The sequence below is a fragment of the Candidatus Phyllobacterium onerii genome (genome assembly GCF_028331445.1).
GTDB lineage: Bacteria > Pseudomonadota > Alphaproteobacteria > Rhizobiales > Rhizobiaceae > Phyllobacterium > Phyllobacterium onerii.
Window position 1 is genome coordinate 192,803 of record NZ_JAQMHX010000007.1, and the last position, 22,938, is coordinate 215,740.

Sequence of the window (22,938 nt, forward strand, 5' to 3'; positions counted from 1 at the left end):
AATGCGGCATCCGGAAATCTTCCGGGCCATTGCCGGTTCGCTAGTTATGAAATACGCGAGAAAAACTGGTAGGTAAAATGTTTGGAAAATCAATCGTAGCGATCTCTGTGCTCATGTTTGGGCTGACGGGAACAGCTCTTGCCCAGACCCCAAGTCAGATCAGCCAGTACAACGCGTGGGGCGCTTACAGCTACCAGCAGGGCAATGGTAAAGTCTGCTACGTCCTTTCTGTTCCGATCGACAAGCAGCCTGCCAAGATCGATCATGGCGATAACTTCTTCATGGTGAGCCAGAAGCCAGGTCAGAACGTCAGTTATGAGCCGCAGTTCAAGGCCGGTTACGATCTGCAAGCAAATTCGAAGGTCGTTGTGAAGATCGACGAGCGCTCTTTCTCCATGTTTACGAGTGGCAGTCATGGCTGGATGGAAAACGCCGCCGAAGAACCGCAACTCGTCGCTGCGTTGCGCGCGGGACATCAGATGTCAATTAACGCTGTCTCGAAACGTGGTACGAAGACGAGTTATGCGTATTCGCTGAAGGGTGTTTCGGCTGCTCTGAAGGCCATCGCGACCTGCAAGTAACAATTCGAACAGATGTCGTCATAAGGGCCGAGCACTGTTTCGGCCCTTTTGCATGTGGAGGTGACGCGCGGGCTGGAACGTGGTATGAGCCCCGCTTCCGATTAGAACGATAGAAAACTCCATGTCCGTATCGCTAGACCTGACACATCCTGTTGCCCGGGACAAATCCCGTGATGCCATACGAACCGCGATGGTTGAAAAGCCATCGTTGATTGGCTTGTCGCGAGCAGAAATTGGCGAGGTGTTGGTTGCCATCGGTGTCCCGGAACGTCAGATAAAGATGCGCGTCGCGCAGCTCTGGCATTGGCTCTACGTGCGAGGCGTTTCCGATTTCGCCGATATGCTGAACATTTCCAGGGACATGCGTGAATTGCTGGATCAGCATTTCAATATTGCGCGCCCGGAGATCGTCGAGGAACAGATCTCCAATGACGGCACACGCAAGTGGCTGTTCCGCTTTCCGCCACGCGGGGCCGGACGTCCCGTCGAGATCGAAACGGTTTATATTCCGGAAGAAGGCCGCGGTACCCTGTGTATTTCCAGCCAGGTCGGTTGCACCCTCACCTGCTCCTTCTGCCACACGGGCACCCAGAAGCTCGTCCGCAATCTGACCGCTGAAGAGATTCTGGCTCAGTTGCTGATCGCCCGGGACCGCCTCGGGGATTTCCCTGATCGCAATACGCCGGACGGTGCCATTGTACCGGCTGAGGGCCGCAAGGTTTCCAACATCGTGATGATGGGAATGGGCGAGCCGCTTTATAATTTCGAAAACGTCAAGAAGGCTCTGCTGATCGCCTCCGATGGTGATGGCCTGTCGTTGTCCAAGCGCCGGATCACATTGTCGACTTCAGGCGTCGTGCCGGAAATTTATCGCGCAGGCGAAGAGATTGGCGTCATGCTGGCAATCTCGTTGCATGCGGTTAACGACGATCTGCGCGACATGCTCGTGCCTATTAACAAGAAATACCCGCTGAAGAAATTGCTCGATGCTTGCCGGGCTTATCCGAGCCTCTCCAATTCGAAGCGCATCACCTTTGAATATGTCATGCTCAAGGGCGTCAATGACTCGCTCGACGATGCCAAACAGCTTGTAAAACTGCTCAGGGGAATCCCGGCGAAGATCAATCTGATCCCGTTCAATCCCTGGCCGGGTGTGAACTATCAGTGTTCCGACTGGGAACAGATCGAGAAGTTCGCCGATTACGTTAACAATGCCGGCTACGCCTCGCCGATACGCACCCCGCGCGGACGTGATATTCTGGCGGCCTGCGGTCAGTTGAAATCAGAATCGGAACGCATGAAGAAGACGGACCGTCTGGCGTTCGAGGCGGCCATGATCGCCGGGCACGGCGAAGATTGAGCCGGATCCTGGCCTACTTGCTACGTTTTGCCCTGATCACGTTTGGCTTCGTATGCGCGATTTTCGCCGCATCGCTGTTCCTTAACCTGCTGCTGCTTGGCAGTTCTGAGCTGATCGGCTCTGAGGGTCCATTTCTCTATCTGACCGTTCCGGCTTTTGCGGCGGCGATTGGCTACAGCATCTTCTTTCCGGCGGCGATTCTTATTCTTTATGCCGAGCTGACCGCTTGGCGCGATTGGCTATTCTATGCGCTCGGCGGCGCTGGCATTGCCGTCGTCATCATTGTCTGGAAATGGCGACCGCAAGCGGAAGACACAAGCACGTTCGCTGCAATCCTCGCCACCGGTGTTGTCGGTGGTTTTGTATACTGGCTGATTTCAGGACGCAGTGCAGGCGTGATCGCCAAGCTTCCGAAAGACCTATAGCTGGAGCGCTACTTCGCTTGCGCCATCAAGATCTTTGCCGCGAACGCGGAAAAAACGCCCGCGAAAAGCCAATCTGTGATCCGAGTGACGGTCGGGTTTTTCTTGAGCAGTTTGGAAAACTTGTCCGCCGCGATAATCATCGGCGCGACCACAGGCAGGGCGAGCGGGATAAACAGCACACCTAGAAAAAACAACTTTCCGGGTGCGTGAGGATCCGAGGCCGAGACGAACTGCGGCAGGAAGGTCATGAAAAACAGGATGATTTTCGGATTGAGCAGATTGATTCCGAAGCCAGTCAGCCAGTTTTGAAACAATGTATGCGATTGGCCGACCTGCTTTTCTGGCGAGAACGCTGAACCATGACGGATTGCCTGATAGGCAAGCCATACCAGGTATCCCGCGCCGACAATCTTGAGCGCAAGAAACGCGCTCGGTGATGCAACAATCAACGCCGAAAGGCCGATAGCCACCATCGTAGTGTGCACCACAATGCCGCTGCTTGCACCCGCCAGACAGGCAAAACCCGCGGCCTTGCCTTCCGACAAAGCGCGGCCCACGAAAAGCGTCATGTCAGGCCCGGGGGTGATTGAAAGAACAAAGGTCGCAACAGCAAATTGCAGGATAATCGACCATTCAGGAATGAAGTTCATTTACAAGCTCCGCAACGAATTTGACGGAAGCTAACGCGACTATCGGATTTTAACCACCCGCTTTCGACGCCTGCCGCCTGTTTTATGCGATGCATTTTTCGAATGTTGTTCTCGAACGGCTGTCTTCTCCGGTTCCCCAGCGACACGAGACCTGCACGGGGGAGCTGTCGGTCTCCGATACCAGCCTTGCCAACAGCACCGCACCTGCTAAAAGACCTGCAAGAAATGGCCGATATGCAGGAAAACAGAATGAACAAGTGGAAAGACGTCAAGAAGGTCGTGCTCGCCTATTCGGGCGGGCTCGACACATCCATCATCCTGAAGTGGCTGCAGACGGAACTCGGCGCTGAAGTCGTCACCTTCACCGCGGATCTTGGCCAGGGCGAGGAACTCGAGCCGGCTCGAAAAAAAGCCGAAATGCTCGGCATCAAGGAGATTTATATCGAGGACGTCCGCGAGGAATTCGTTCGCGATTTCGTCTTTCCGATGTTCCGCGCCAATGCCGTCTACGAAGGCGTCTATCTGCTCGGCACTTCGATTGCCCGCCCGCTGATTTCAAAGCATCTCGTCGAGATCGCAGCCCGTACGGGCGCTGACGCAATTGCCCACGGCGCGACCGGCAAGGGCAACGATCAGGTCCGCTTCGAGCTTTCCGCCTATGCGCTCAATCCGGATATCAGGGTGATCGCCCCCTGGCGTGACTGGACCTTCAAATCGCGCACGGATCTTCTGGAGTTTGCGCGCGAACATCAGATTCCGATCGCCAAGGACAAGCTTGGCGAGGCCCCGTTCTCCGTGGACGCAAACCTTTTGCACTCTTCGTCGGAAGGCAAGGTGCTTGAAGATCCGTGGGTAGAGGCTCCAGAGTATGTCCACCAGCGCACGATCTCGCCGATGGAAGCGCCCGATAAAGTAACGGAAATCGAAATCGCTTTCGAAAAGGGCGATGCAGTTGCCATCGACGGCAAGCCGCTCTCCCCTGCAACATTGTTAAAAGCGCTCAATGACCTTGGCCGCGACAATGGTATCGGCCGTCTTGATCTCGTCGAAAACCGTTTCGTCGGCATGAAGTCACGCGGTGTTTATGAGACGCCCGGGGGCACAATACTTCTTGCCGCACACCGCGCAATGGAATCGATTACGCTCGATCGCGGCGCGGCCCATCTCAAAGATGAATTCATGCCGCGCTATGCCGAGCTAATCTACAACGGCTTCTGGTTCTCGCCGGAGCGGGAAATGCTGCAGGCCATGATCGACAAAAGCCAGGACGATGTAGAAGGCTCCGTTCGTTTGAAGCTATACAAGGGCAACGTCATGGTTTCCGGCCGGAAATCGAAGAAGTCGCTCTACTCGGACGCTCTCGTAACTTTCGAGGACGACCGCGGCGCTTATGACCAGAAGGACGCCGCTGGATTTATCCGCCTCAACGCGTTGCGGCTGCGCACGCTTGCCGCCCGCAAGCGCAACAGCTGATATTTCCGAACACGAAACGAAGCGGGGCCCTGCCCCGCTTTTTGTTTTCAACGATGCTGCTACTTTCTTGACGACGCGGCTTGTGGCTGCACCGTCTCCGTCTTAGATGTTAGAACCTTGTTGTTCTTCCCACCTGACGGAGCGCGCGCCGATGTCCTCAACGAAACCGTCCATAAACGCAGCACTGACAGAGTGGACAGGGGCCCTTGGGCTGCCCGACTTTACCGCTTTCAAGGATGACGACTTCGCCGCTGCCTTTGACGCCGCCCTTGCGGCCGACCTCGCCGATATCGAGGCCGTGGTTAATCAGCACGACGTCCCGACGATTGAGAACACGCTGAAAGCCTTGCAACTTTCCGGCAAGGACCTGGATCGTATCTCCGCAATCTTCTGGCTGCGGGCCGGTGCCCATACCAATGAAACGATCCAGGCGCTTGAACGGGTCATCGCACCGAAGATGTCACGCCATTCTTCCTCGATCATGATGAACCCGTTGCTTTTCTCGCGTATCGATTCGCTTTACGAGCAGCGCGATCTGCTCGGCCTCGATCCCGAAACAGATCGTGTGCTTGAAAAAACCTGGAAAGGTTTTGTGCGCAGCGGCGCGCGGCTCGATGAACAAGGCAAGGCACGGCTTGCCGACATCAATGAAAGGTTGGCGAGCCTTGGCGCACAATTCGGGCAGAATGTGCAAAAAGACGAAGCGGACTGGGCACTGTTCATCACGGACGAGACGGAACTAGCCGGTTTGCCAGATTTTGTGCGTGATGCGATGCGCGGCGCCGCCGAAGAACGTGACCGACCCGATGCGTGGGCCGTCACACTATCCCGCTCCATTATCGAACCGTTCCTGTCCTTCTCCGAGAACCGCCCCCTGCGCGAAAAGTCGTTCCGTGCCTGGGCAGCCCGGGGCGAAAATGGCGGCGAAACGGACAATACAAACATCGTTGCCGAAATGGTGAAGCTGCGTGCGGAAAAAGCCATTCTGCTCGGCTATAAAAGCTTCGCAGCTTACAAGCTCGATGACACGATGGCCAAAACGCCCAAAGCGGTTATGGACTTGCTGGAGCCAGTCTGGGACAAAGCCAAGGCGCGCGCCGCCGAAGAAGAGACCGATCTGCAGCGACTTATTACCGGCGAAGGCCGCAATCACAAAGTCGAACCCTGGGACTGGCGCTACTATGCCGAGAAACTGCGCAACGAACGTTTCGCTTTCGACGAGGCCGAACTGAAACCTTACCTGCAACTGGAGAAGGTCATTGAGGCCTGCTTCGACGTCGCGACACGTCTGTTCGGAATTACGTTCGAGGAGAAACAGGGCATTCCGACCTGGCACCCCGATGTCCGCGTCTGGGAAGTTTTCAATGCGGATGGCAGCCAACGCGGTCTTTTCCTTGGCGACTACTTCAATCGCCAATCGAAGCGGTCTGGCGCATGGATGAGTGCGCTACAGTCGCAGGACAAACTCGATGGTGAACATAAGCCAATCATCTACAACGTCATGAATTTCGCCAAGCCGCCCAAGGGTGAGCCTGCTCTGCTATCGCTTGATGGTGCGAAAACGCTGTTTCATGAGTTTGGCCATGCGCTGCACGGACTTTTGTCTGACGTCACCTGGCCAGCCGTTTCCGGCACATCCGTATCGCGTGACTTTGTCGAATTGCCATCTCAACTCTACGAGCACTGGCTGACCGTGCCGGCCATTCTAGAGAAATATGCGATTCATTACCGCACCGGCGAAGCGATGCCGAAGGCCTTGCTCGACAAGGTGCTCGCGGCCAATACATTCAATGCGGGGTTCACCACCGTGGAATTCACCTCGTCTGCGCTGGTTGACATGGCGTTTCATGCGGACGGTACCCCGCCCGTCGATCCGATCAAATTCGAGGCCGATACATTGAGGCAACTGGAGATGCCCGACGCCATTATCATGCGCCATCGCACCCCACACTTCACGCACGTTTTTTCCGGGGATGGTTATTCGGCCGGCTATTATTCTTACATGTGGTCGGAGGTACTGGATGCAGATGCGTTCAAGGCATTCGAGGAGACCGGCGATGTGTTCAACAGTGATCTCGCTGCGAAGCTGAGACAACATATCTACTCAGCGGGTGGAAGCCGTGATCCGGAAGATCTCTATAAGGCGTTTCGCGGCAAGATGCCCACGCCCGATGCCATGATCGAAAAGCGTGGGCTTTGATTTGACGCAAGGTTCAGATCAGGCCTTGGCGAAATCCAGAAGGTCCTTGTTGAGCTGATTCTTGTGCGTCGTCGCAAGACCGTGAGGCGCACCTGGATAGACCTTCAGGGTAGCGTCCTTCACGATCTTCACAGCCTTGCGTGCCGCATCGTCGATCGGCACGATCTGGTCGTCATCGCCATGGATGAACAAGGTCGGAATGTCGAACTTCTTCAGATCTTCCGTAAGGTCGGTCTCGGAAAATGCTTTGATGCAGAAGTAGGAGGCGGGCATCCCCGCCATCATACCTTGCAGCCAGAAGAAATCTCTGACGCCTTCGGAAATTTTCGCGCCAGTACGGTTATAGCCATAGAACGGTAGCGACAGGTCTGTGAAGAACTGCGACCGGTCAGCGAGGACCCCATCGCGCAGACCATTGAAGACGTCTATAGGCAAGCCTTCGGGATTGGCCTCGGTTTTCAGCATCAACGGGGGAATGGCCCCGACAAGCACTGCTTTGGCAACACGTTTTGTGCCATGCCGTCCGATATAACGGGCAACTTCACCGCCGCCCGTCGAATGGCCGATCATGATTGCATCCTTCAGATCGAGCTTTTCAAACAGTTCCGCCAGATCATCCGCATAGGTATCCAGATCATTGCCATTCCAGGGCTGGCTGGAGCGTCCATGACCGCGGCGGTCATGCGCAATGACGCGGTAGCCATTTGAGGCGAGGAAGAACATCTGATCTTCCCAGGCATCCGAAGAGAGCGGCCAGCCATGGCTGAAAACCACCGGCTGTCCCTTGCCCCAGTCCTTATAGTAGATTTCGGCACCGTCTTTTGTGGTGATCGTAGGCATGGCTATATCCTTTCGCTGGTTGGTTTGATTTCCGGTTGCACGGCATCTGGGCAGCTAACCCACCGCTCGTTGCAGCAACATCACATGCTGATGGTCGGAAAGGGAGCGGGGACGTCGTATGTAGCGGGATATCGCTCTCGGTGTAACTTCCTCTGATAACCCTAGTACGACAACCCCGGGTGTCAATTAATCGATATACGTACGTTGAGGTTGCTGCGCGTGGCTTCCGAATAAGGGCAAACAACGTGCGCGGCATCGACGAGTTCCCGAGCCTGTCCAGCTTCCACGCCCGGCAGGGTGACGGCAAGCGCAACATCAAGCCCAAAGCCCTTGCCGTCATCGCGCGGACCAATGCCAACTGTTGCAGTGACAGTGCTCTCCTCGGATAGCTTCACTTTCTTCTGGCCGGCCACGTATTTGATTGCGCTGAGAAAGCAGGCAGAATAGCCGGCTCCAAACAGCTGTTCCGGATTGGTGCCATCACCACCATTGCCGCCGAGTTCCTTTGGCGTTGAAAGTGTAATTTGCAAGCGGCCATCTTCACTTGCCGCACGGCCCTCACGGCCACCGGTTGCTGTCGCCTTCGTAGTGTAGAGAATGCTCATAGCTTGTTCCTTAGGTTGGTTGTTCGGCACGTATTAACTTGCATACAATTAAATTGTGCGCAATGGGTATTTTGAGTGACGAAAAATTTAATGATGCGCAATTCAATTGCTTTTGCTATCTTGCAATGCCCTAGAAGGACGATGAACAATGAACGCAACATCAGGAAATGCACCGGACTCGCTCCTCAAACTGGAAAACTTCCTGTGCTTCGCCATCTATTCGACCGCCAACGCTGTGACTCGTGCCTACCAGCCGCGCCTGGCGGCACTCGGCCTGACCTACCCGCAATATCTTGTGATGGTGGTGCTCTGGGAGCGGGAAAACCAGACGGTTAAATCGATCGGCGACAAGCTCAGTCTCGATTCAGGCACGCTAACGCCGCTTCTAAAACGTCTGGAAAGCGCGGGCTTGATCACACGCCGCCGCGATACTGTGGATGAGCGTCAGGTTCTGATCGGACTTACGGATGAAGGCCGCGCCATGCGAAAAAGCGCAGAGGCCATACCCATTGCAATCGGACGGGCATTTGGCTGCACCCTGGGCGAGGCAAAAGACTTGCGCGCCGAATTACTGACCGTGCGCGATAATCTCATCGCCAGTATCGACGATGCCAAATAAAAAGGGCGCAGTTTTCCGCGCCCTTCTGTAGTTCACTAGGCCAGATAGTCAGGCCGCGATCTTTTTCGGCTGAATGAGGCCGCGCGCAACCAGAAGCTCGGCGATCTGGATCGCATTAAGCGCCGCACCCTTGCGCAGGTTATCGGAAACGATCCAGATAGAGAGACCGTTTTCGACCGTGATATCTTCGCGGATACGTGAAATATAAGTCGCATCTTCGCCGGCGGCCTCGTAAGGCGTGATGTAGCCGCCATCTTCGTGGCGATCAACAACCAGGCATCCGGGCGCATCGCTCAGGATCTCGCGGGCTTCCTCGGCGCTCATGGGGCTTTCGAATTCGATATTTACCGCTTCCGAGTGACCGATGAATACCGGTACGCGGACGCAGGTCGCCGTGAGCTTGATCTTCGGATCGAGCATCTTCTTGGTCTCGGCGACCATCTTCCACTCTTCCTTGGTCGAGCCATCTTCCATGAAGACGTCGATGTGCGGAATGACATTGAAGGCAATGCGCTTGGTAAACTTCTTGGCTTCCACCGGATCGGCGACAAATACCGCGCGCGACTGCTGAAACAGTTCGTCCATGCCGTCCTTGCCGGCGCCCGACACGGATTGATAGGTCGCGATCACCAGGCGCTTGATCCTGGCCTTGTCATGCAACGGCTTCAGTGCGACCACGAGCTGCGCCGTCGAGCAGTTCGGATTGGCGATGATATTCTTCTTGGTGAAGCCGACAATTGCATCGGGATTAACTTCCGGGACGATCAGCGGTACGTTTGAATCGTAGCGCCACGCGGAAGAGTTATCGATGACAACGCAACCCTGCGCGCCGATCTTCGGTGACCATTCCTTCGAGATATTACCGCCTGCAGACATCAGGCAGATGTCTGTATCGGAAAAATCGTAATTATCGAGGTTTTTGACCTTGAGCGTCCGGTCGCCAAAGGACACCTCGGTTCCCTGTGAACGGCGCGAGGCGAGCGCCACGACTTCGCTGACCGGAAAGCCACGCTCCTCCAGTATTGTAAGCATTTCGCGGCCCACATTGCCTGTGGCACCAACAACCGCAACCTTGAAACTCATCTGTAATATCTCCTGTCCCTCTCTGCTGTATAAACCCGCTGGCCACTGCGGGTCTTCTCCCCCGGGCCGGACCCGGGAGGGGGCGAGCAGGCCAAGGGAAATCAGACCGTTTTGGTGGTCGTTTTCGCAGTCTGTTTGGCCGAAATTTCAAGGGCAAGAGCGCGCGCGTCAATTTCTCCGGCAAGCTTGCCGGAACCGTTCGTCGAAAACAGCGCTGTTGATTCGTCACCCATGCGGGCATCTCCTTGTCCGCCTGTGCTTGTACGCGGTTTCGGTAAAGAGTCAATTGTCTCGGCAAATGACAAGAATATGTCATGTTACGCACAATTTTCGCCAATTGACGTAAGATGCGGGCTTTGCTTTGATCAATATATGGTGAACACTTCATCCGTATATCGGGTGCGTGACCTTTGGGGGGAAGAATTCCGGGGGACATTCACCGGCGCGTGGTCAACAGCGGCGCAATAGGCTCCGCCGATGACCAAGCGTAGTGTCGACAGTCGAGAACATGGCAAAGGGGTTACCGGTCATGTTCTTGGCTCAACTGCTGTTTTCTGGGAGGAAATGAGATGGCAACCACTTCTGTGGCCGACACTTCTAGTCGGGGTATGACGAGAGAGGAAAAGAAGGTTATCTTCGCTTCTTCGCTCGGAACGGTTTTTGAATGGTACGATTTTTACCTTTATGGCTCTCTGGCCGCTTTTATCGGCGCAGCCTTTTTCAGCGAGTATCCGGAAGCCACACGCAACATCTTTGCGCTGCTTGCCTTCGCGGCGGGCTTCCTGGTTAGACCTTTTGGTGCACTGGTCTTTGGCCGTATCGGCGATCTGGTTGGCCGCAAATATACATTCCTCGTCACCATCATGATCATGGGCCTGTCGACCTTCCTTGTAGGTATTCTTCCAGGTTCGGGAAGCTGGGGCATCGCCGCGCCGATTATCCTGATCGCCCTGCGCATGCTGCAGGGCCTTGCGCTCGGCGGCGAATATGGCGGTGCCGCGACGTATGTCGCCGAACACGCGCCCGACAACAGGCGGGGCTATTACACGTCCTGGATCCAGACCACGGCAACGCTTGGCCTTTTCCTTTCCCTGATCGTTATTCTGGTCATCCAGAACTGGCTCGGTAAGGACGCATTTGCTGCTTGGGGCTGGCGTATTCCGTTCATCCTTTCCTTCGTTCTTCTAGGGATTTCGGTGTGGATTCGACTGTCCTTGAGTGAGTCACCCGCCTTCCAGCGCATGAAGGACGAAGGCAAAGGTTCAAAGGCTCCACTATCCGAGGCTTTCGGTCAGTGGAAGAATGCCAAGATTGCGCTCCTGGCCCTATTTGGCCTTACCGCCGGTCAAGCCGTTGTATGGTACACAGGACAGTTCTACGCGCTGTTCTTCCTGCAGAACGTGCTGAAGGTCGACGGGCAGGCGGTTAACATCATGATCGCCATCGCCCTTCTGCTTGGCACCGGCTTCTTCGTGTTCTTCGGCTGGCTGTCGGACAAGATTGGCCGCAAGCCGATCATCATGGCTGGATTGGCGCTTGCTATCCTCACCTACTTCCCGCTGTTCAAGGCGCTGACCTGGGCGGCAAATCCCGCACTTGCCGCTGCACAGCAGAACGTTCGTGCGACCGTGACCGCCGCGCCTGGCGATTGCAAGTTCCAGTTCAACCCTACTGGCACCGCAAAGTTCACCACTTCCTGCGATATCGCGACATCGTTCCTCACCCGGAACTCGGTGCCATACGATGTCGTGGCAACCGCTGCACCTGGTACAGCGGCCACGGTGAAGATCGGTGAGGAGACAGTGGAGTCTTACGACGCTGTCGCAGCCGGGGCTGATGCAAAGGCCAAGGAAACCGCTTTCGCCAAGAGCGTGAACATCGCACTCCAGGACGGCGGCTATCCCCTCGTCCGCGACCCGGTGAAGGTCGTCGACTCAAAGCTGGATGCTCTCGTCGCAGCCAATCCGAAGCTAGCGCTCGATGCGGCTGCTATCCGCGCTGGCGCAAAGACCACGGTTCCGGTCGATCAGGCTATCAAGGATAAGCTGATCACCGCGGAAGAGGCGGCTGGAGCCACTGAAGTTGCGGTGTACACGGTTCCTGGCGCTGGTGCGTTCAAGATGGTGGCTGATCCGGCTGCCGTCAATTGGACCAAGGTCATCGCGATCCTCTTCGTGCTCGTGATCTATGTGACGATGGTCTACGGCCCGATCGCAGCGATCCTTGTCGAGATGTTCCCGACGCGCATCCGTTATACGGGCATGTCCTTGCCCTACCATATCGGTAACGGCTGGTTTGGCGGGTTGCTTCCCGCGACCGTCTTCGCAATGAGCGCATTCAAAGGCGATATCTACTATGGCCTCTGGTACCCGATCATTGTTGCGGCAATGACCCTTATTATCGGGCTCTTGTTCGTACGTGAAACGAAAGGCACCGATCTTCACGACGTGAAGTAATCAGACAGACAAAAAGCCCGGCGCAAGCGATCGCGCCGGGCTTTTGTTTGTCCGGAATTGCGGTTCAGGCAGCGAGTGCCTTGAACTTGGCGAGAATTGCATCACCCATTTCGACAGTCCCGATTTTGGTCTTTCCTTCCGACATTATATCCCCAGTGCGAAGGCCATCCTCGAGCACGCCGGCTACGGCCGTCTCCAACCTGTCAGCTTCGGCGATCATATTGAACGAGTACCGCAGACACATTGCGAACGACGCGATCATGGCGATCGGGTTGGCTGCGCCTGTGCCGGCAATGTCCGGCGCCGAGCCGTGCACCGGCTCATAAAGCGCTTTGCGCTTGCCAGTCTTGGCGTCGGGCGCACCGAGTGAAGCCGACGGCAGCATGCCGAGCGAGCCAGTGAGCATTGCGGCAATATCGGAGAGCATGTCGCCGAACAGATTGTCGGTGACGATGACGTCGAACTGCTTGGGCCAGCGAACGAGCTGCATGCCGCCGGCATCGGCCAGCATATGTTCGAGGTTCACATCTGAATATTTCGCCTTGTGAGTAGCCGTAACCACTTCGTTCCACAAAACACCCGACTTCATGACGTTGCGCTTTTCCATCGACGTCACCTTGTTACCGCGCGTGCGCGCCAGCTCAAAGGCAACGCCAGAGATGCGCTCGATCTCATAGGTGTCATAGACCTGTGTATCGATGCCGCGCTTCTGGCCGTTGCCAAGGTCGCGAATTTCCTTGGGTTCGCCGAAATAGACGCCGCCGGTCAGTTCGCGGACGATCAGTATGTCGAGACCTTCGACGATTTCCTTTTTCAAGGACGATGAATCGGCAAGCGCCGGATAGCAGATCGCCGGCCGCAGATTGGCAAAGAGCTCCATGTCCTTCCGCAGACGTAGAAGACCCGCCTCGGGGCGCACATCATAGGGGACGCTGTCCCATTTTGGTCCGCCGACGGCGCCAAACAGGACCGCATCGGCGGCCAGGGCTTTTGCCATATCGGCCTCGGAGATCGCCTTGCCGTGCGCATCGTAGGCACAGCCGCCAACGAGCCCCTCCTCCAGCGAGAAGTCACTCTTCAATTCCGCATTCATATAGGCAATGATCTTGCGGACTTCGGCCATTGCCTCGGGGCCGATACCATCCCCCGGAAGGAGGAGAAGCTTTTTTGCTGCCATTGTAGAACCTCACATAAGACGCAGAAAAAAGCCCGGAAAACCGGGCTTTCAGATTAGGAGACTGGTTTCAGGCCCAAGGATGCTTCTCGGCATTGGCCGCTTCGAAATTGTCGATCTTCGTCGCCTTTTCCATGGTCAGGCCGATATCGTCGAGACCATTGAGCATGCAGTAGCGGCGGAACTCATCAAGTTCGAACGTGATCGTGCCGCCATCCGGGCCCTTGATCGTCATTTCTTCGAGATCGATGGAAATTGTCGCATTTGCACCGCGCTGCGCGTCATCCATCAGCTTGTCGAGATCTTCCTGGCTGACCCGGATCGGTAAAATGCCGTTCTTGAAGCAGTTGTTGTAAAAAATGTCGGCAAAACTGGTCGAAATCACACAGCGGATGCCAAAATCCAGAAGTGCCCACGGCGCATGTTCACGGCTTGAGCCGCAACCGAAATTATCGCCCGCGACGAGAATCTGCGCCTTGCGATAGGCCGGTTTGTTAAGAACAAAATCGGGGTTTTCCGAACCATCCTCATTATAACGCATTTCAGCAAAAAGACCGGTACCAAGACCCGTGCGCTTGATCGTCTTCAGGTAGTCCTTCGGGATGATCATGTCGGTGTCGACGTTGATAATTGGCAGCGGAGCTGCGACGCCAGTGAGCTTGGTGAACTTGTCCATGATATCTGCCTGTAGATATTGGGTAATGACTTTGCGTTTCGCTTTACACCAGCTTTACCTCGAATCAAAGCTTTTCGCCTGTGGCACTTTGAGCCGAAGTCCCTCAATCCCTTGTGATTGCCCTTGTCTTGACTGTCTGATCAAGGCAAAACAGGGGAATGATCCGAACTTTCCGCCCTCGCCGGTCTGTGCTGTACGTTCCCGCATCGAACAACCGGGCACTGGCCAAAGCGGCATCGCTTGATGCCGACGCGATCATCTTCGATCTGGAGGATGCCGTAGCCCCAGACGACAAGGAGGACGCGCGCGAGGCATTGCGGGAATATTTCCTTGCTCCTCCCAAAAGCAAAGCCGAACGCATTGTCCGCGTCAATGGTCTTGCGAGTGAATGGGGCGCCGAGGATTTGCTTGCTGCTCGGGCCTGCAGACCTGACGCTATACTCCTCCCCAAGGTGGAGACTCCGCAGGATATCACCGGCGTTGCCGAAATTCTCGAAGAGACCGATGCTTCCGAGGGTATTCGTCTCTGGGCGATGATCGAAACGCCGCGTGGGATCCTCAACGCCGATGAAATCGCCGAGCTTGGATTGCGATCAACGGCGCGGCTCGACTGTTTTGTTATCGGGACCAACGATATTTCGAAGGAAACCGGCACGAAAGGGCGCGGCGCTCTAGTGCCATGGCTCATGCAAGTTCTGTTGTGTGCCAAAGCTGGCAAGCTTGATATCATCGACGGCGTATACAATGATTTCTCCGACCTCGACGGGTTTGCGACCGAATGCACTGAGGCCGTGCAGATGGGTTTCGACGGAAAGTCCCTGATTCATCCATCACAGATTGAAACAGCCAATACGTCCTTCCTTCCCGACGCGACTTCAGTCACAGAGGCCCGGTTGATTGTTGAGGCATTCTCCAATCGGGAGAACCTTGATAAGGGTGTCACTTCACTGAATGGCAGGATGGTGGAACGCCTGCACCTCGAAATGGCAAAAAAGCTACTGGAAAAATTCGACATTATCGGCGAAAAATGAAATCGGCATTGGCTGATCTTGGCGTAGATTAGGGAAAAGAACCTCACATGAAATTGTACCGGATTTTAACTGGTCCCGATGATGCAAGCTTCTGTCACAAGGTGACTGCAGCCATAAACAAGGGCTGGCACATTTATGGTTCGCCTACCTATGCGTTCAATTCGGCGACAGGCGTGATGCAATGCGGTCAAGCTGTTGTCAAGGATATCGATGGCGTCGACTACGAACCAGGGATCAAGTTAAGCGATTACTAGAGCAAACACTATTCTACGCTTGCCTCTATGCGCTCCATATCCTCATCCGACAGACCGAAATGATGGCCGATTTCGTGGATGAGAATGTGAGTCACGATGTCGCCAAGCGCTTCCTCATATTCTGCCCAGTAGTCCAGAACGGCACGGCGGTAGATGGTGATCCGGTTGGGCTGCTCGCCAGTTTGCAGGGAAAACCGCTCCCCGATACCAGTCCCTTCAAAAAGGCCAAGCAAATCGAAGGGCGATTCGAGTCCCATATCCTCGATAATCTGATCGTCGGGAAATTCGGATACCTGAATTGTAATGTCGCCGCATAGCGCACGGAACGTTTCAGGTAGATGTGCATAAGCCTCGATCGCCAATGATTCGATCTCGCCCAGCGATGGTGACAGGCGGTTGGTCCAGTCGGCGGTTTGATTACTTCTGGCCATCATGACTCCTGGAGAGCTTTTCTGGCTTCATATAGGGCCTTTACCCCACAGATGCGAGTGGCGTTATCGTGGTCAGGAGCGAGGCGGCCCTGCGACCAACAATCGTTCCATCCGCCGGAAACTTTCGACCAGAACAGCCGGATCGTTCAAACCATGGGCAAGCATGATTCCACCTTGCCATTCCGCCACCGCATTGCGCGCTATGCCCAAGGCGCTCGAAGGGCGAATACCTGAACGGCCGAGCTCCCTCCCTATGAAACCAATGAGCAAACTGAACGTCTCGGCGGCCCGCCCCGCAGCTTCAGGCGATTCATGTCTGAAGTCCCGAATTCCCAGAGCAATCGGACATCCATGCGCCACCCGACTTTTGAGTGAGTGAGCAAGTTTCTCGATAAGGAGCTTTAAACGTGTACGCGGATTCTGGTCGGCGTCTGTGATTTCCTCCAACATACCTTCAGTCTCGGTCACGAAGATATCGGCGACACCAAGCGCCAGTTCGGCCTTGCTCTTGAAGTAATAGTAGATATTCCCAAGTGGCACGCCAGAATCCGTTGCTATATCAGCCAGACTAGTCGTCGCATAACCCTGCCGCCAGAATAATCCAGCGGCCGTAGCAATCAGAATTTCGCGTTTGTCATTGCGCTTTGTCATATTCGCAAGCCAGTCAGTTGCACAACTGACTAAGATTATGCCGCAAACGATCCTGTATGAAAAGCCTTGGTGGAACTCAGTCCTCGATTGGGCGCGCTTCCGATGGCAGCATGATCGGAATACCGTCTCTCACCGGATAGGCCAAATGTGCTGATTTGGAAATCAGTTCTGACCGTTTCTGATCGTAAACGAGCGGGCCTTTGGTCAAAGGGCAGACCAACAGCTCAAGCAACTTGCGATCGATCACTGTTTCGCGTTTCTCTTCAGTCATGCCTCTTCCCTGAGTATCTCACTGGAGGCTGCCTTCATAATCGTCCTGATCCTTGGCGAGCGCAATCTCAGTAATAGCAATCAACGTTTCGGCTCGCGTCTTTAAATCCGCGGCCTCCAGGAGCGCCTGTTTTTCCGCAGCACCAAAGGGCGACATCATCGCCAGCGCGTTGACCAGCGTCTCATTGCCTGCCCGCGAGATGCCGTCCCAATCAGCTTCAAGGCCGTTGGCGTCGAGATAAGCACGAAATACACGCAGCAATGCGAGCCTGTCTACTTCTGAATCATCCGGTTCGTCGAGATCGGCACGGAGTGGCGCGATCTTGCATTGGCGAAACGGAGTGCGCGTAGAGAGTTCCTTGATGACCCGGAATCGGCATATGCCCTGAAGCGTTATCAGCAAACGGCCATCGCCGGTTTCAGCGAAAGACGTGATCCGGCCGAGGCAGCCAACCTCACACAGTTCGCCGCCATCCCCATTATCCTGATCGAAACGCGGTTGGATCATGCCGATTATTCGCTTGCCGCTGAGCGCGGCGTCCACCATAGCTAGATAGCGCAGTTCGAAAATGTTGAGCGGCAGCTGCCCGCCAGGAAGCAGCAGCGCACCCGAGAGGGGAAAGATCGGCACGTTTTCAGGAATATCATTCAACGTCCGATAACGAACATTTCCAGCTTGCATTGCCTACTCCGGCCCGAAAAAATCGTGGTCTCGGCTATTGTGCCTGATTTCTCTCAAGAGAACAGCAGGGAAGATAATTTGCGACGTGCAGTGACCGAAGCTTCATCCGCCGCTCCCCAGGCGTCAAAAAACTGCAACAGCTGTTTGCGGGCGCCATCGTCGTTCCATGCGCGATCAGCCTTCATGATTGCAAGAAGCTGATCGGCGGCTTCGTGGCGCTGGCCTTTGGCATTCAGAATCATCGCAAGGTCGAAACGTGCCCTGTAATCCTTGGGGTTTTCCTGCACCCGCGCCTCCAACGCCACCGGATCGCCAAGTTTTGCCACCTGCTCAGCCAATGCAATCTTGGCCTCGGCGGCACGGACACCCGCATCGTCTTTGTTGACGGCAGGCACTTGCTCCAAGGTGGCTTTGGCCTTTTCAAGATCACCGAGCTCGATTAAACAATTGGCTAGGCCTGCAAGTGCCGCCACATGGTCTGGTACTTCGCCAAGGACGGCAGAATAAACTTGGGCTGCCTGTTCGACATCACCGGCTTCTACAGCATGAGCCGCTGCGTCGAGTGCTGACTGGATCGCCGCATCCCTGCCCCCATCGGGTGACGCAATACGATCAATGAATTCTGTCACCTTCGATTCCGGGAGCGCTCCCATGAAACCGTCCAGCGGTTTGCCGTCAGCGAAGGCGATGACAGCGGGAATCGACTGGATTCCAAGCTGACCGGCGATAGCCGGATGGTCGTCGATATTCATCTTGACGAGCTTGACTCGTCCGCCAGCTGCGCGAACTGCCTTTTCGAGAACAGGCGTGAGCTGCTTGCACGGTCCGCACCATGGTGCCCAAAAATCCACAAGAACCGGCTGGTTTTTCGATTCGGCAATCACATCTTTGGAGAATGCCGCCGTGGTCGTTTCCTTGATGAGGTCGCTGGCGCTAGGCGCAGCTCCGTTTGGTGATGGCGTTCCATAGGACACAGTCTGGGCGCCGGCGGCTGCACCATAGCCGCTGCCGAACGGGTTATCTGTTTTGCTCATGAAATTCTCCCGTCATCTGCCGCTCCATTCAACCACAACCTCTTGTAATCGCCAACTCATGTAACGGCTATCAGTTTGGGGTTGCCACATCGATTTTCAAGATGAGAGGTTCATGTCCGGTCATCTTGAGGAACGTCAGCAGGTCTTCACGCCGGATCGATGTCGTGGCCTCATTCGTCAAAGGATGCGCATTGATAATGTCATGCTGCATGAGCTTTTTGTCCAGCACCACACGGACGTGGCGCTGCGTGTCATTGATCAACCCGAACACACTGACGGCTCCGGGTGTCAGACCAAGATACTCCAGCAGTTTTTCCGGCTTGCCAAACGATACACGGCTCGAAGCGCCGATCTTGCCATGAATTGTCTTGAGATCGACCTCAGCGTCCTCGTCCACCGTCACGAGAAAGTAATTGTCTTTCTTGTCCTTGAGAAAGAGATTTTTGGTGTGAGCGCCGGATACCTGCCCACGCAGGTTCTGTGCCTCGGCTACCGTAAACACAGCGGCATGACGAATCGTCGACACCTCGATGCCCATGTCGCCGAGATATTGCATCAACTCATCAAATGTCTTGCCCATGACGGCCTTTTCGCTGGTCTTTCGCGTAGTAGCTGTGTGTTCTCGTAATGGTTCAGAGGCTCTTCCTCAAGCGGAAAGCCGCATCCGACAAATGTTCATGACCGATTTCCATCATATCTCGCAGAAGGCGAAATTTCCTTGTTGCAATTAGCCAGCGCTTAGGCCATATAGGCCCCGCTTCGCAAGACTTAACTGGCATATGCGGGAGTAGCTCAGGGGTAGAGCACAACCTTGCCAAGGTTGGGGTCGAGGGTTCGAATCCCTTCTCCCGCTCCAGTTGTCCGAAGTTCAAAAGGCCCGGTTTCACCGGGCCTTTTTGCTGTTTGGATGCATAACAGTCGACGCTCGCGGACCACGTTGCAATTGCAATCCTGGCTGAAATGGGTAAACCGATGGGCCATGGCACAAAAGAAAGCGCACGAAGTCGACTCTTTCCTGAAACGGCTGGATCGCGCCTACCCGATCGTTCTGCTTTACGGACCGGACAAGGGCCTTGTGAGCGAGCGAGCCGACCTGTTCATCAAGCTCACCGGCCTCGCGAAAGACGACCCCTTTGCAATCATTCGACTTGATGCGGACGATATCAATGCCGAGCCAGGCAGGCTTTCTGACGAGGCAAACACGATTTCCATGTTTGGTGGCGAGCGTTTGATCTGGGTGCGCAGCGCGGCAGGCCAGAAAGGATTGGCAGACGCCCTTGGGTTTCTTGCCAAAAACCCGCCCACTGACACGTTTATCCTGGTCGAGGCCGGGGACCTGAAGAAAGGTGCGGGCTTGCGTGGCATCGTCGAGCAGAGCTCCAGCGCTATGGCCCTTCCCTGCTATAGCGATGATGCACGTGGGATCGATGGCACTATTGACGATGTTCTCACGAAGAACCGGCTGCAGATCGCGCTGGATGCCCGCAATCTTCTCAAGGAAAGCCTTGGTGGTGATCGTCTCGCCACACGAGCCGAGCTCGACAAAATCTGCCTTTACGCATACGGCAAAGAGCGCATCTCTATTGACGATGTGCGCGAGATCATCGGGGACGTCAGCGCCGTCTCCTATGAGACAATTGTCGATGCGATAATGGTTGGCAACATCATCGATTTCACTCACGCATTTGATCGCGTCATCGGGACCGGTTCATCAAGTTTTCTTGTCCTCAGCGCTGCAATCCGCCAGTTTCAGTCGTTACAAACGTTACGTTACGGCATGGAAAACGAAGGAAAAAATGCGAGTCTCGCCGTTACGGCTGCTAGACCTCCGATTTTCTTTGCACGGAAAAAACTTGTAGAAACTGCTCTTCGGTATTGGACGACGCAATCATGCGCGCGTGCTCTCGAGCGGTTGCAACGAACGGTCCTTGAGAGCCGGCGCAACGCAGCGCTGGCCGTCCCGATCATCCGGCAATCCATGATTGCCCTCGCGGCCGAGGCAGCGCGTGGAGCGCGCAACAGCCGTTGAAAAATTTCATCAGGCAAGACCGCCCCACTTCGCACGATTTTGAAGGCGCTGGCAGATCTCATCAAGCTGCTCCAGCGTCGTATAATGGATGCGGACATCGCCACCATTGTTCACGTGATTGACCGATACGCGCATTCCCATGACATCTGAAAGCAGCTTCTCCAAGGCCTTGGTATCCGCGTCCTTTCCCTCCCCGGCCTCGGCTTTCGGCTTGACAGCTGACGGCTTGCCACCATCCTGCGCAAGCGCTTCAGCCTGGCGTACTGATAAGCCACCCTTGATGATTTTTTCCGCAAGCCCAGCTGGATCTTCCGTAGTGATGAGGGTGCGGGCATGACCAGCCGACAACGAACCATTTGTAATCATGTCGCGCACTGAGTCAGGTAGTTTGAGCAGCCGCAGCGTATTGGCAACGTGACTACGGCTCTTGCCGATCACCTGTGCCAGGTCGGCTTGGGTATACTCGTGATCATCGATAAGCTGTTGATATCCCATACCTTCTTCGATGGGATTGAGGTCGGCGCGCTGCACGTTTTCGATGATTGCGAGTTCAAGCGCGACGCGATCATCAACTTCGCGGATAATGACCGGGACTGTCGCAAGCCCGGCGCGCTGGGCCGCGCGCCAGCGGCGTTCACCCGCAATCAATTCGTAATGGCCAGCGGAATCCTTTGCCGGACGAACAACCACGGGTTGGACGATGCCATGCTCCCGAATCGACTGTGTCAGGTCTTCGAGATCGCCTTCTGTAAATTGGCGGCGTGGATTGCGCGGATTTCGTGTTATGAACTCGATAGGGATTTGGCGGTCCAGATTCCCCACAGACTGTGGGCTCGCTTCATCAGGCACACGGTCCATCTCGCCTATCAGGGCTGCCAGACCGCGGCCCAAACGTTTTTTCGACAGGTCTTCATTCATTGCAATAGGGCTCTCATAAATGTTTCGTATACGAATTGATCACTACGCTGCACGCAAATGGCGCTCTCTCTGAATAACTTCGGATGCGAGCTGCAGATAAGCCTGGCTGCCCGCACATTTCAGATCATATAAAATCGCCGGGATTCCGTAGGATGGCGCCTCGGAAACCCGAACATTGCGCGGTATAACTGTCCGGTACACCTTATCGCCCATAAAGGATCGTACATCATCGACGACCTGTGTAGCGAGATTGTTACGCCCATCGAACATAGTCAGTACGATTCCCTGGATCGTCAGATTCGGATTGAGCGCCGTCCTGACCTGATTAACCGTCTCCAGAAGCTGACTTAATCCTTCAAGCGCGAAGAACTCGCACTGCAATGGAACCAGCACCGAATCGGCTGCAGCCATCGCATTCATGGTCAATAGATTGAGCGACGGAGGGCAGTCGATCAAGATGTAAGTGAAGGGAGACGCCTTCACACCGCCACGAAACGCCTTGCGGAGCCGCGTAGCGCGGTCAGACGCGTTCGAGATCTCCATTTCGACGCCAAGAAGATCCAGCGTGGATGGAATTAGCGACAAATTTGGCACCGCCGTCGGAACAGCGGCCTCCTCGACGGAAGCGGCCTGCATCAGGACATCGTAGGACGATATCGTTCGATTCTTTCGATCGATCCCAAGACCGGTGCTCGCATTGCCTTGGGGGTCAAGATCGACAATCAGAACCGTCTCGCCAATAGCCGCCAGTGCCGTGGCCAGATTGATCGCGGTTGTGGTTTTACCCACTCCGCCCTTTTGATTGGCTATAGTAATGATGCGAGTCTGGCTGTTCATCGCTTGGCTTCCTGAGCAAAACGTTGATCGGGGCCGATCAAGCGAATGCAAATTCTATACGTTCGTGCCGTTCCGTCTCAAATTGCTGATTTGCAGGACTACAGAATCTTTGTCGACGGCACTTTCACGTTCTACCAGATCAAACGACCACGCGTCACGGCTTTCCTCGATTTCCCTGCGGTAATCCCGTCCTTTTTGAAAAAGCGCGGCTGCACCCCGGGTCAACCAAGGCTCCGCAAGCGTAAATAAGCTGGTCAACGAGGCAAGAGCGCGGGCAGTTACGATATCCGGAGGAGCTATTTTGTTCCATGCAGCATCGATTCGCATAGCATGGACGGTCCCTGGGGCTGAGAATTGCCCAATCGCGGTGCGCAAAAAAGCAGCCTTCTTGCCGTTGCTTTCGACCAGATCGATACTGCTCGCCGGTCTTTGTTTCAGAAGAATTGCCAGTATAATACCTGGAAACCCACCGCCGGAGCCAAGATCCAGCCACTTCAGGGCATTTGGTGCCATGTCGAAAAGTTGAGCACTATCGACAATATGCCGTTCCCAGAGCTGATCGAGTGTTGAGGGCGACGCCAGATTAATTGCCGTTGACCACTTACGGAAGAGCTCTTCAAAGCCATTAAGATTATCCATTGTTTCACGTGAAACAGTGG

The 22,938-nt window shown here is 55.2% G+C and carries 26 protein-coding genes and 1 tRNA gene; 11 read left to right on the forward strand and 16 right to left on the reverse strand.

Translation table 11 applies throughout. From position 1 onward, the window contains the following. The first annotated feature begins 77 nt into the window (after nt 1-77). The 3 genes from PHA01_RS17585 to PHA01_RS17595 all read left to right on the forward strand — a co-directional run bounded on the left by PHA01_RS17585 (nt 78) and on the right by PHA01_RS17595 (nt 2,366). Nucleotides 78-581: an invasion associated locus B family protein gene (locus tag PHA01_RS17585; protein WP_114429668.1), complete on the forward strand. Its 504-nt coding sequence runs from the start codon at nt 78-80 to the stop codon at nt 579-581. A gap of 121 nt (nt 582-702) precedes the next feature. After that, nucleotides 703-1,941 carry a dual-specificity RNA methyltransferase RlmN gene (gene rlmN / locus PHA01_RS17590; RefSeq protein ID WP_271897693.1) on the forward strand — a complete coding sequence of 413 codons (1,239 nt, stop codon included), beginning with the start codon at nt 703-705 and terminating at the stop codon, nt 1,939-1,941. After that, nucleotides 1,938-2,366: a hypothetical protein gene (locus PHA01_RS17595; RefSeq protein WP_271897694.1), complete on the forward strand. Its 429-nt coding sequence runs from the start codon at nt 1,938-1,940 to the stop codon at nt 2,364-2,366. Before rlmN ends, PHA01_RS17595 begins: the two co-directional genes overlap by 4 nt. Before the next feature lie 8 nt (nt 2,367-2,374). Here the strand turns inward: PHA01_RS17595 and PHA01_RS17600 are convergent, their stop codons facing one another. Next, nucleotides 2,375-3,016, reverse strand: a complete 642-nt coding sequence (locus tag PHA01_RS17600) for a LysE family translocator (protein ID WP_209998885.1) — start codon at nt 3,014-3,016, stop codon at nt 2,375-2,377. A gap of 249 nt (nt 3,017-3,265) precedes the next feature. On the opposite strand from PHA01_RS17600, the gene PHA01_RS17605 reads away from it, so the two are divergent. Together PHA01_RS17605 and PHA01_RS17610 are read left to right on the forward strand one after the other, a co-directional pair. Continuing rightward, on the forward strand, nt 3,266-4,489 hold the full coding sequence (locus PHA01_RS17605; protein WP_271897695.1) for an argininosuccinate synthase: 1,224 nt from the start codon (nt 3,266-3,268) through the stop codon (nt 4,487-4,489). 151 nt (nt 4,490-4,640) lie between these two features. Further along, nucleotides 4,641-6,689, forward strand: a complete 2,049-nt coding sequence (locus tag PHA01_RS17610; protein ID WP_271897696.1) for a M3 family metallopeptidase — start codon at nt 4,641-4,643, stop codon at nt 6,687-6,689. Between the two features lie 18 nt (nt 6,690-6,707). Here the strand turns inward: PHA01_RS17610 and PHA01_RS17615 are convergent, their stop codons facing one another. Together PHA01_RS17615 and PHA01_RS17620 are read right to left on the reverse strand one after the other, a co-directional pair. Beyond that, entirely contained in the window at nt 6,708-7,529 is an 822-nt protein-coding gene (locus PHA01_RS17615; RefSeq protein ID WP_271897697.1) for an alpha/beta fold hydrolase, read from the reverse strand. Between the two features lie 182 nt (nt 7,530-7,711). Continuing rightward, nucleotides 7,712-8,134, reverse strand: coding sequence for an organic hydroperoxide resistance protein (locus PHA01_RS17620; RefSeq protein ID WP_271897698.1), 423 nt, complete (start codon nt 8,132-8,134; stop codon nt 7,712-7,714). Between the two features lie 148 nt (nt 8,135-8,282). Here PHA01_RS17620 and PHA01_RS17625 point away from each other — a divergent pair, with 148 nt between their 5' ends. Then, a complete protein-coding gene (locus tag PHA01_RS17625) occupies nt 8,283-8,753 on the forward strand; it encodes a MarR family winged helix-turn-helix transcriptional regulator (RefSeq protein ID WP_271897699.1) in 471 nt (156 codons plus the stop codon). 48 nt (nt 8,754-8,801) lie between these two features. On the opposite strand, the gene PHA01_RS17630 is transcribed toward PHA01_RS17625, so the two are convergent. Beyond that, complete coding sequence (locus tag PHA01_RS17630) at nt 8,802-9,836, reverse strand: aspartate-semialdehyde dehydrogenase (RefSeq protein ID WP_271897700.1); 1,035 nt, start codon at nt 9,834-9,836, stop codon at nt 8,802-8,804. Nucleotides 9,837-9,937: 101 nt separating this feature from the next. Next, the gene (locus PHA01_RS17635) at nt 9,938-10,069 is read right to left on the reverse strand and encodes a hypothetical protein (RefSeq protein ID WP_271897701.1); all 132 of its coding nucleotides are present in this window, start codon (nt 10,067-10,069) and stop codon (nt 9,938-9,940) included. A gap of 336 nt (nt 10,070-10,405) precedes the next feature. Between PHA01_RS17635 and PHA01_RS17640 the strand changes: the two genes are divergently transcribed. Next, nucleotides 10,406-12,292: an MFS transporter gene (locus PHA01_RS17640; RefSeq protein WP_271897702.1), complete on the forward strand. Its 1,887-nt coding sequence runs from the start codon at nt 10,406-10,408 to the stop codon at nt 12,290-12,292. 64 nt (nt 12,293-12,356) lie between these two features. On the opposite strand, the gene leuB is transcribed toward PHA01_RS17640, so the two are convergent. Together leuB and leuD are read right to left on the reverse strand one after the other, a co-directional pair. Beyond that, the gene (leuB, locus tag PHA01_RS17645) at nt 12,357-13,469 is read right to left on the reverse strand and encodes a 3-isopropylmalate dehydrogenase (protein ID WP_271897703.1); all 1,113 of its coding nucleotides are present in this window, start codon (nt 13,467-13,469) and stop codon (nt 12,357-12,359) included. A 67-nt stretch (nt 13,470-13,536) separates the two neighbouring features. Beyond that, nucleotides 13,537-14,142: a 3-isopropylmalate dehydratase small subunit gene (gene leuD / locus PHA01_RS17650; RefSeq protein ID WP_112524963.1), complete on the reverse strand. Its 606-nt coding sequence runs from the start codon at nt 14,140-14,142 to the stop codon at nt 13,537-13,539. Between the two features lie 158 nt (nt 14,143-14,300). Here leuD and PHA01_RS17655 point away from each other — a divergent pair, with 158 nt between their 5' ends. Both PHA01_RS17655 and PHA01_RS17660 read left to right on the forward strand, forming a co-directional pair. After that, nucleotides 14,301-15,173 carry an HpcH/HpaI aldolase/citrate lyase family protein gene (locus PHA01_RS17655; protein WP_271897704.1) on the forward strand — a complete coding sequence of 291 codons (873 nt, stop codon included), beginning with the start codon at nt 14,301-14,303 and terminating at the stop codon, nt 15,171-15,173. Nucleotides 15,174-15,220: 47 nt separating this feature from the next. Next, complete coding sequence (locus tag PHA01_RS17660; protein ID WP_112524959.1) at nt 15,221-15,427, forward strand: DUF1737 domain-containing protein; 207 nt, start codon at nt 15,221-15,223, stop codon at nt 15,425-15,427. A gap of 8 nt (nt 15,428-15,435) precedes the next feature. Here the strand turns inward: PHA01_RS17660 and PHA01_RS17665 are convergent, their stop codons facing one another. The 6 genes from PHA01_RS17665 to PHA01_RS17690 all read right to left on the reverse strand — a co-directional run bounded on the left by PHA01_RS17665 (nt 15,436) and on the right by PHA01_RS17690 (nt 19,075). Beyond that, nucleotides 15,436-15,858, reverse strand: coding sequence for a metallopeptidase family protein (locus PHA01_RS17665; RefSeq protein ID WP_224507714.1), 423 nt, complete (start codon nt 15,856-15,858; stop codon nt 15,436-15,438). A 72-nt stretch (nt 15,859-15,930) separates the two neighbouring features. Then, complete coding sequence (locus PHA01_RS17670; protein ID WP_271897705.1) at nt 15,931-16,509, reverse strand: TetR/AcrR family transcriptional regulator; 579 nt, start codon at nt 16,507-16,509, stop codon at nt 15,931-15,933. Nucleotides 16,510-16,585: 76 nt separating this feature from the next. Continuing rightward, nucleotides 16,586-16,780, reverse strand: a complete 195-nt coding sequence (locus PHA01_RS17675) for a Trm112 family protein (RefSeq protein ID WP_112524953.1) — start codon at nt 16,778-16,780, stop codon at nt 16,586-16,588. An 18-nt stretch (nt 16,781-16,798) separates the two neighbouring features. Beyond that, nucleotides 16,799-17,461, reverse strand: coding sequence for an LON peptidase substrate-binding domain-containing protein (locus PHA01_RS17680; RefSeq protein WP_271897706.1), 663 nt, complete (start codon nt 17,459-17,461; stop codon nt 16,799-16,801). A 53-nt stretch (nt 17,462-17,514) separates the two neighbouring features. Beyond that, nucleotides 17,515-18,495: a thioredoxin gene (gene trxA, locus PHA01_RS17685; RefSeq protein WP_271897707.1), complete on the reverse strand. Its 981-nt coding sequence runs from the start codon at nt 18,493-18,495 to the stop codon at nt 17,515-17,517. A 70-nt stretch (nt 18,496-18,565) separates the two neighbouring features. After that, nucleotides 18,566-19,075, reverse strand: coding sequence for a prolyl-tRNA synthetase associated domain-containing protein (locus tag PHA01_RS17690; protein WP_271897708.1), 510 nt, complete (start codon nt 19,073-19,075; stop codon nt 18,566-18,568). Between the two features lie 201 nt (nt 19,076-19,276). Here PHA01_RS17690 and PHA01_RS17695 point away from each other — a divergent pair. Together PHA01_RS17695 and holA are read left to right on the forward strand one after the other, a co-directional pair. Continuing rightward, nucleotides 19,277-19,351, forward strand: a tRNA-Gly gene (locus PHA01_RS17695). A 123-nt stretch (nt 19,352-19,474) separates the two neighbouring features. Continuing rightward, nucleotides 19,475-20,524, forward strand: a complete 1,050-nt coding sequence (gene holA / locus PHA01_RS17700; protein ID WP_271897709.1) for a DNA polymerase III subunit delta — start codon at nt 19,475-19,477, stop codon at nt 20,522-20,524. A 9-nt stretch (nt 20,525-20,533) separates the two neighbouring features. Here the strand turns inward: holA and PHA01_RS17705 are convergent, their stop codons facing one another. From PHA01_RS17705 to rsmG, 3 genes are read right to left on the reverse strand one after another with little or no spacing between them, the layout of a single operon-like run. Continuing rightward, complete coding sequence (locus PHA01_RS17705) at nt 20,534-21,442, reverse strand: ParB/RepB/Spo0J family partition protein (RefSeq protein ID WP_271897710.1); 909 nt, start codon at nt 21,440-21,442, stop codon at nt 20,534-20,536. A gap of 42 nt (nt 21,443-21,484) precedes the next feature. Further along, complete coding sequence (locus tag PHA01_RS17710) at nt 21,485-22,279, reverse strand: ParA family protein (RefSeq protein WP_271897712.1); 795 nt, start codon at nt 22,277-22,279, stop codon at nt 21,485-21,487. A gap of 54 nt (nt 22,280-22,333) precedes the next feature. Further along, nucleotides 22,334-22,918 (reverse strand): 16S rRNA (guanine(527)-N(7))-methyltransferase RsmG, encoded by a 585-nt coding sequence (gene rsmG, locus PHA01_RS17715; protein WP_271897821.1) that lies wholly within the window; start codon nt 22,916-22,918, stop codon nt 22,334-22,336. Nucleotides 22,919-22,938 lie beyond the last annotated feature (20 nt).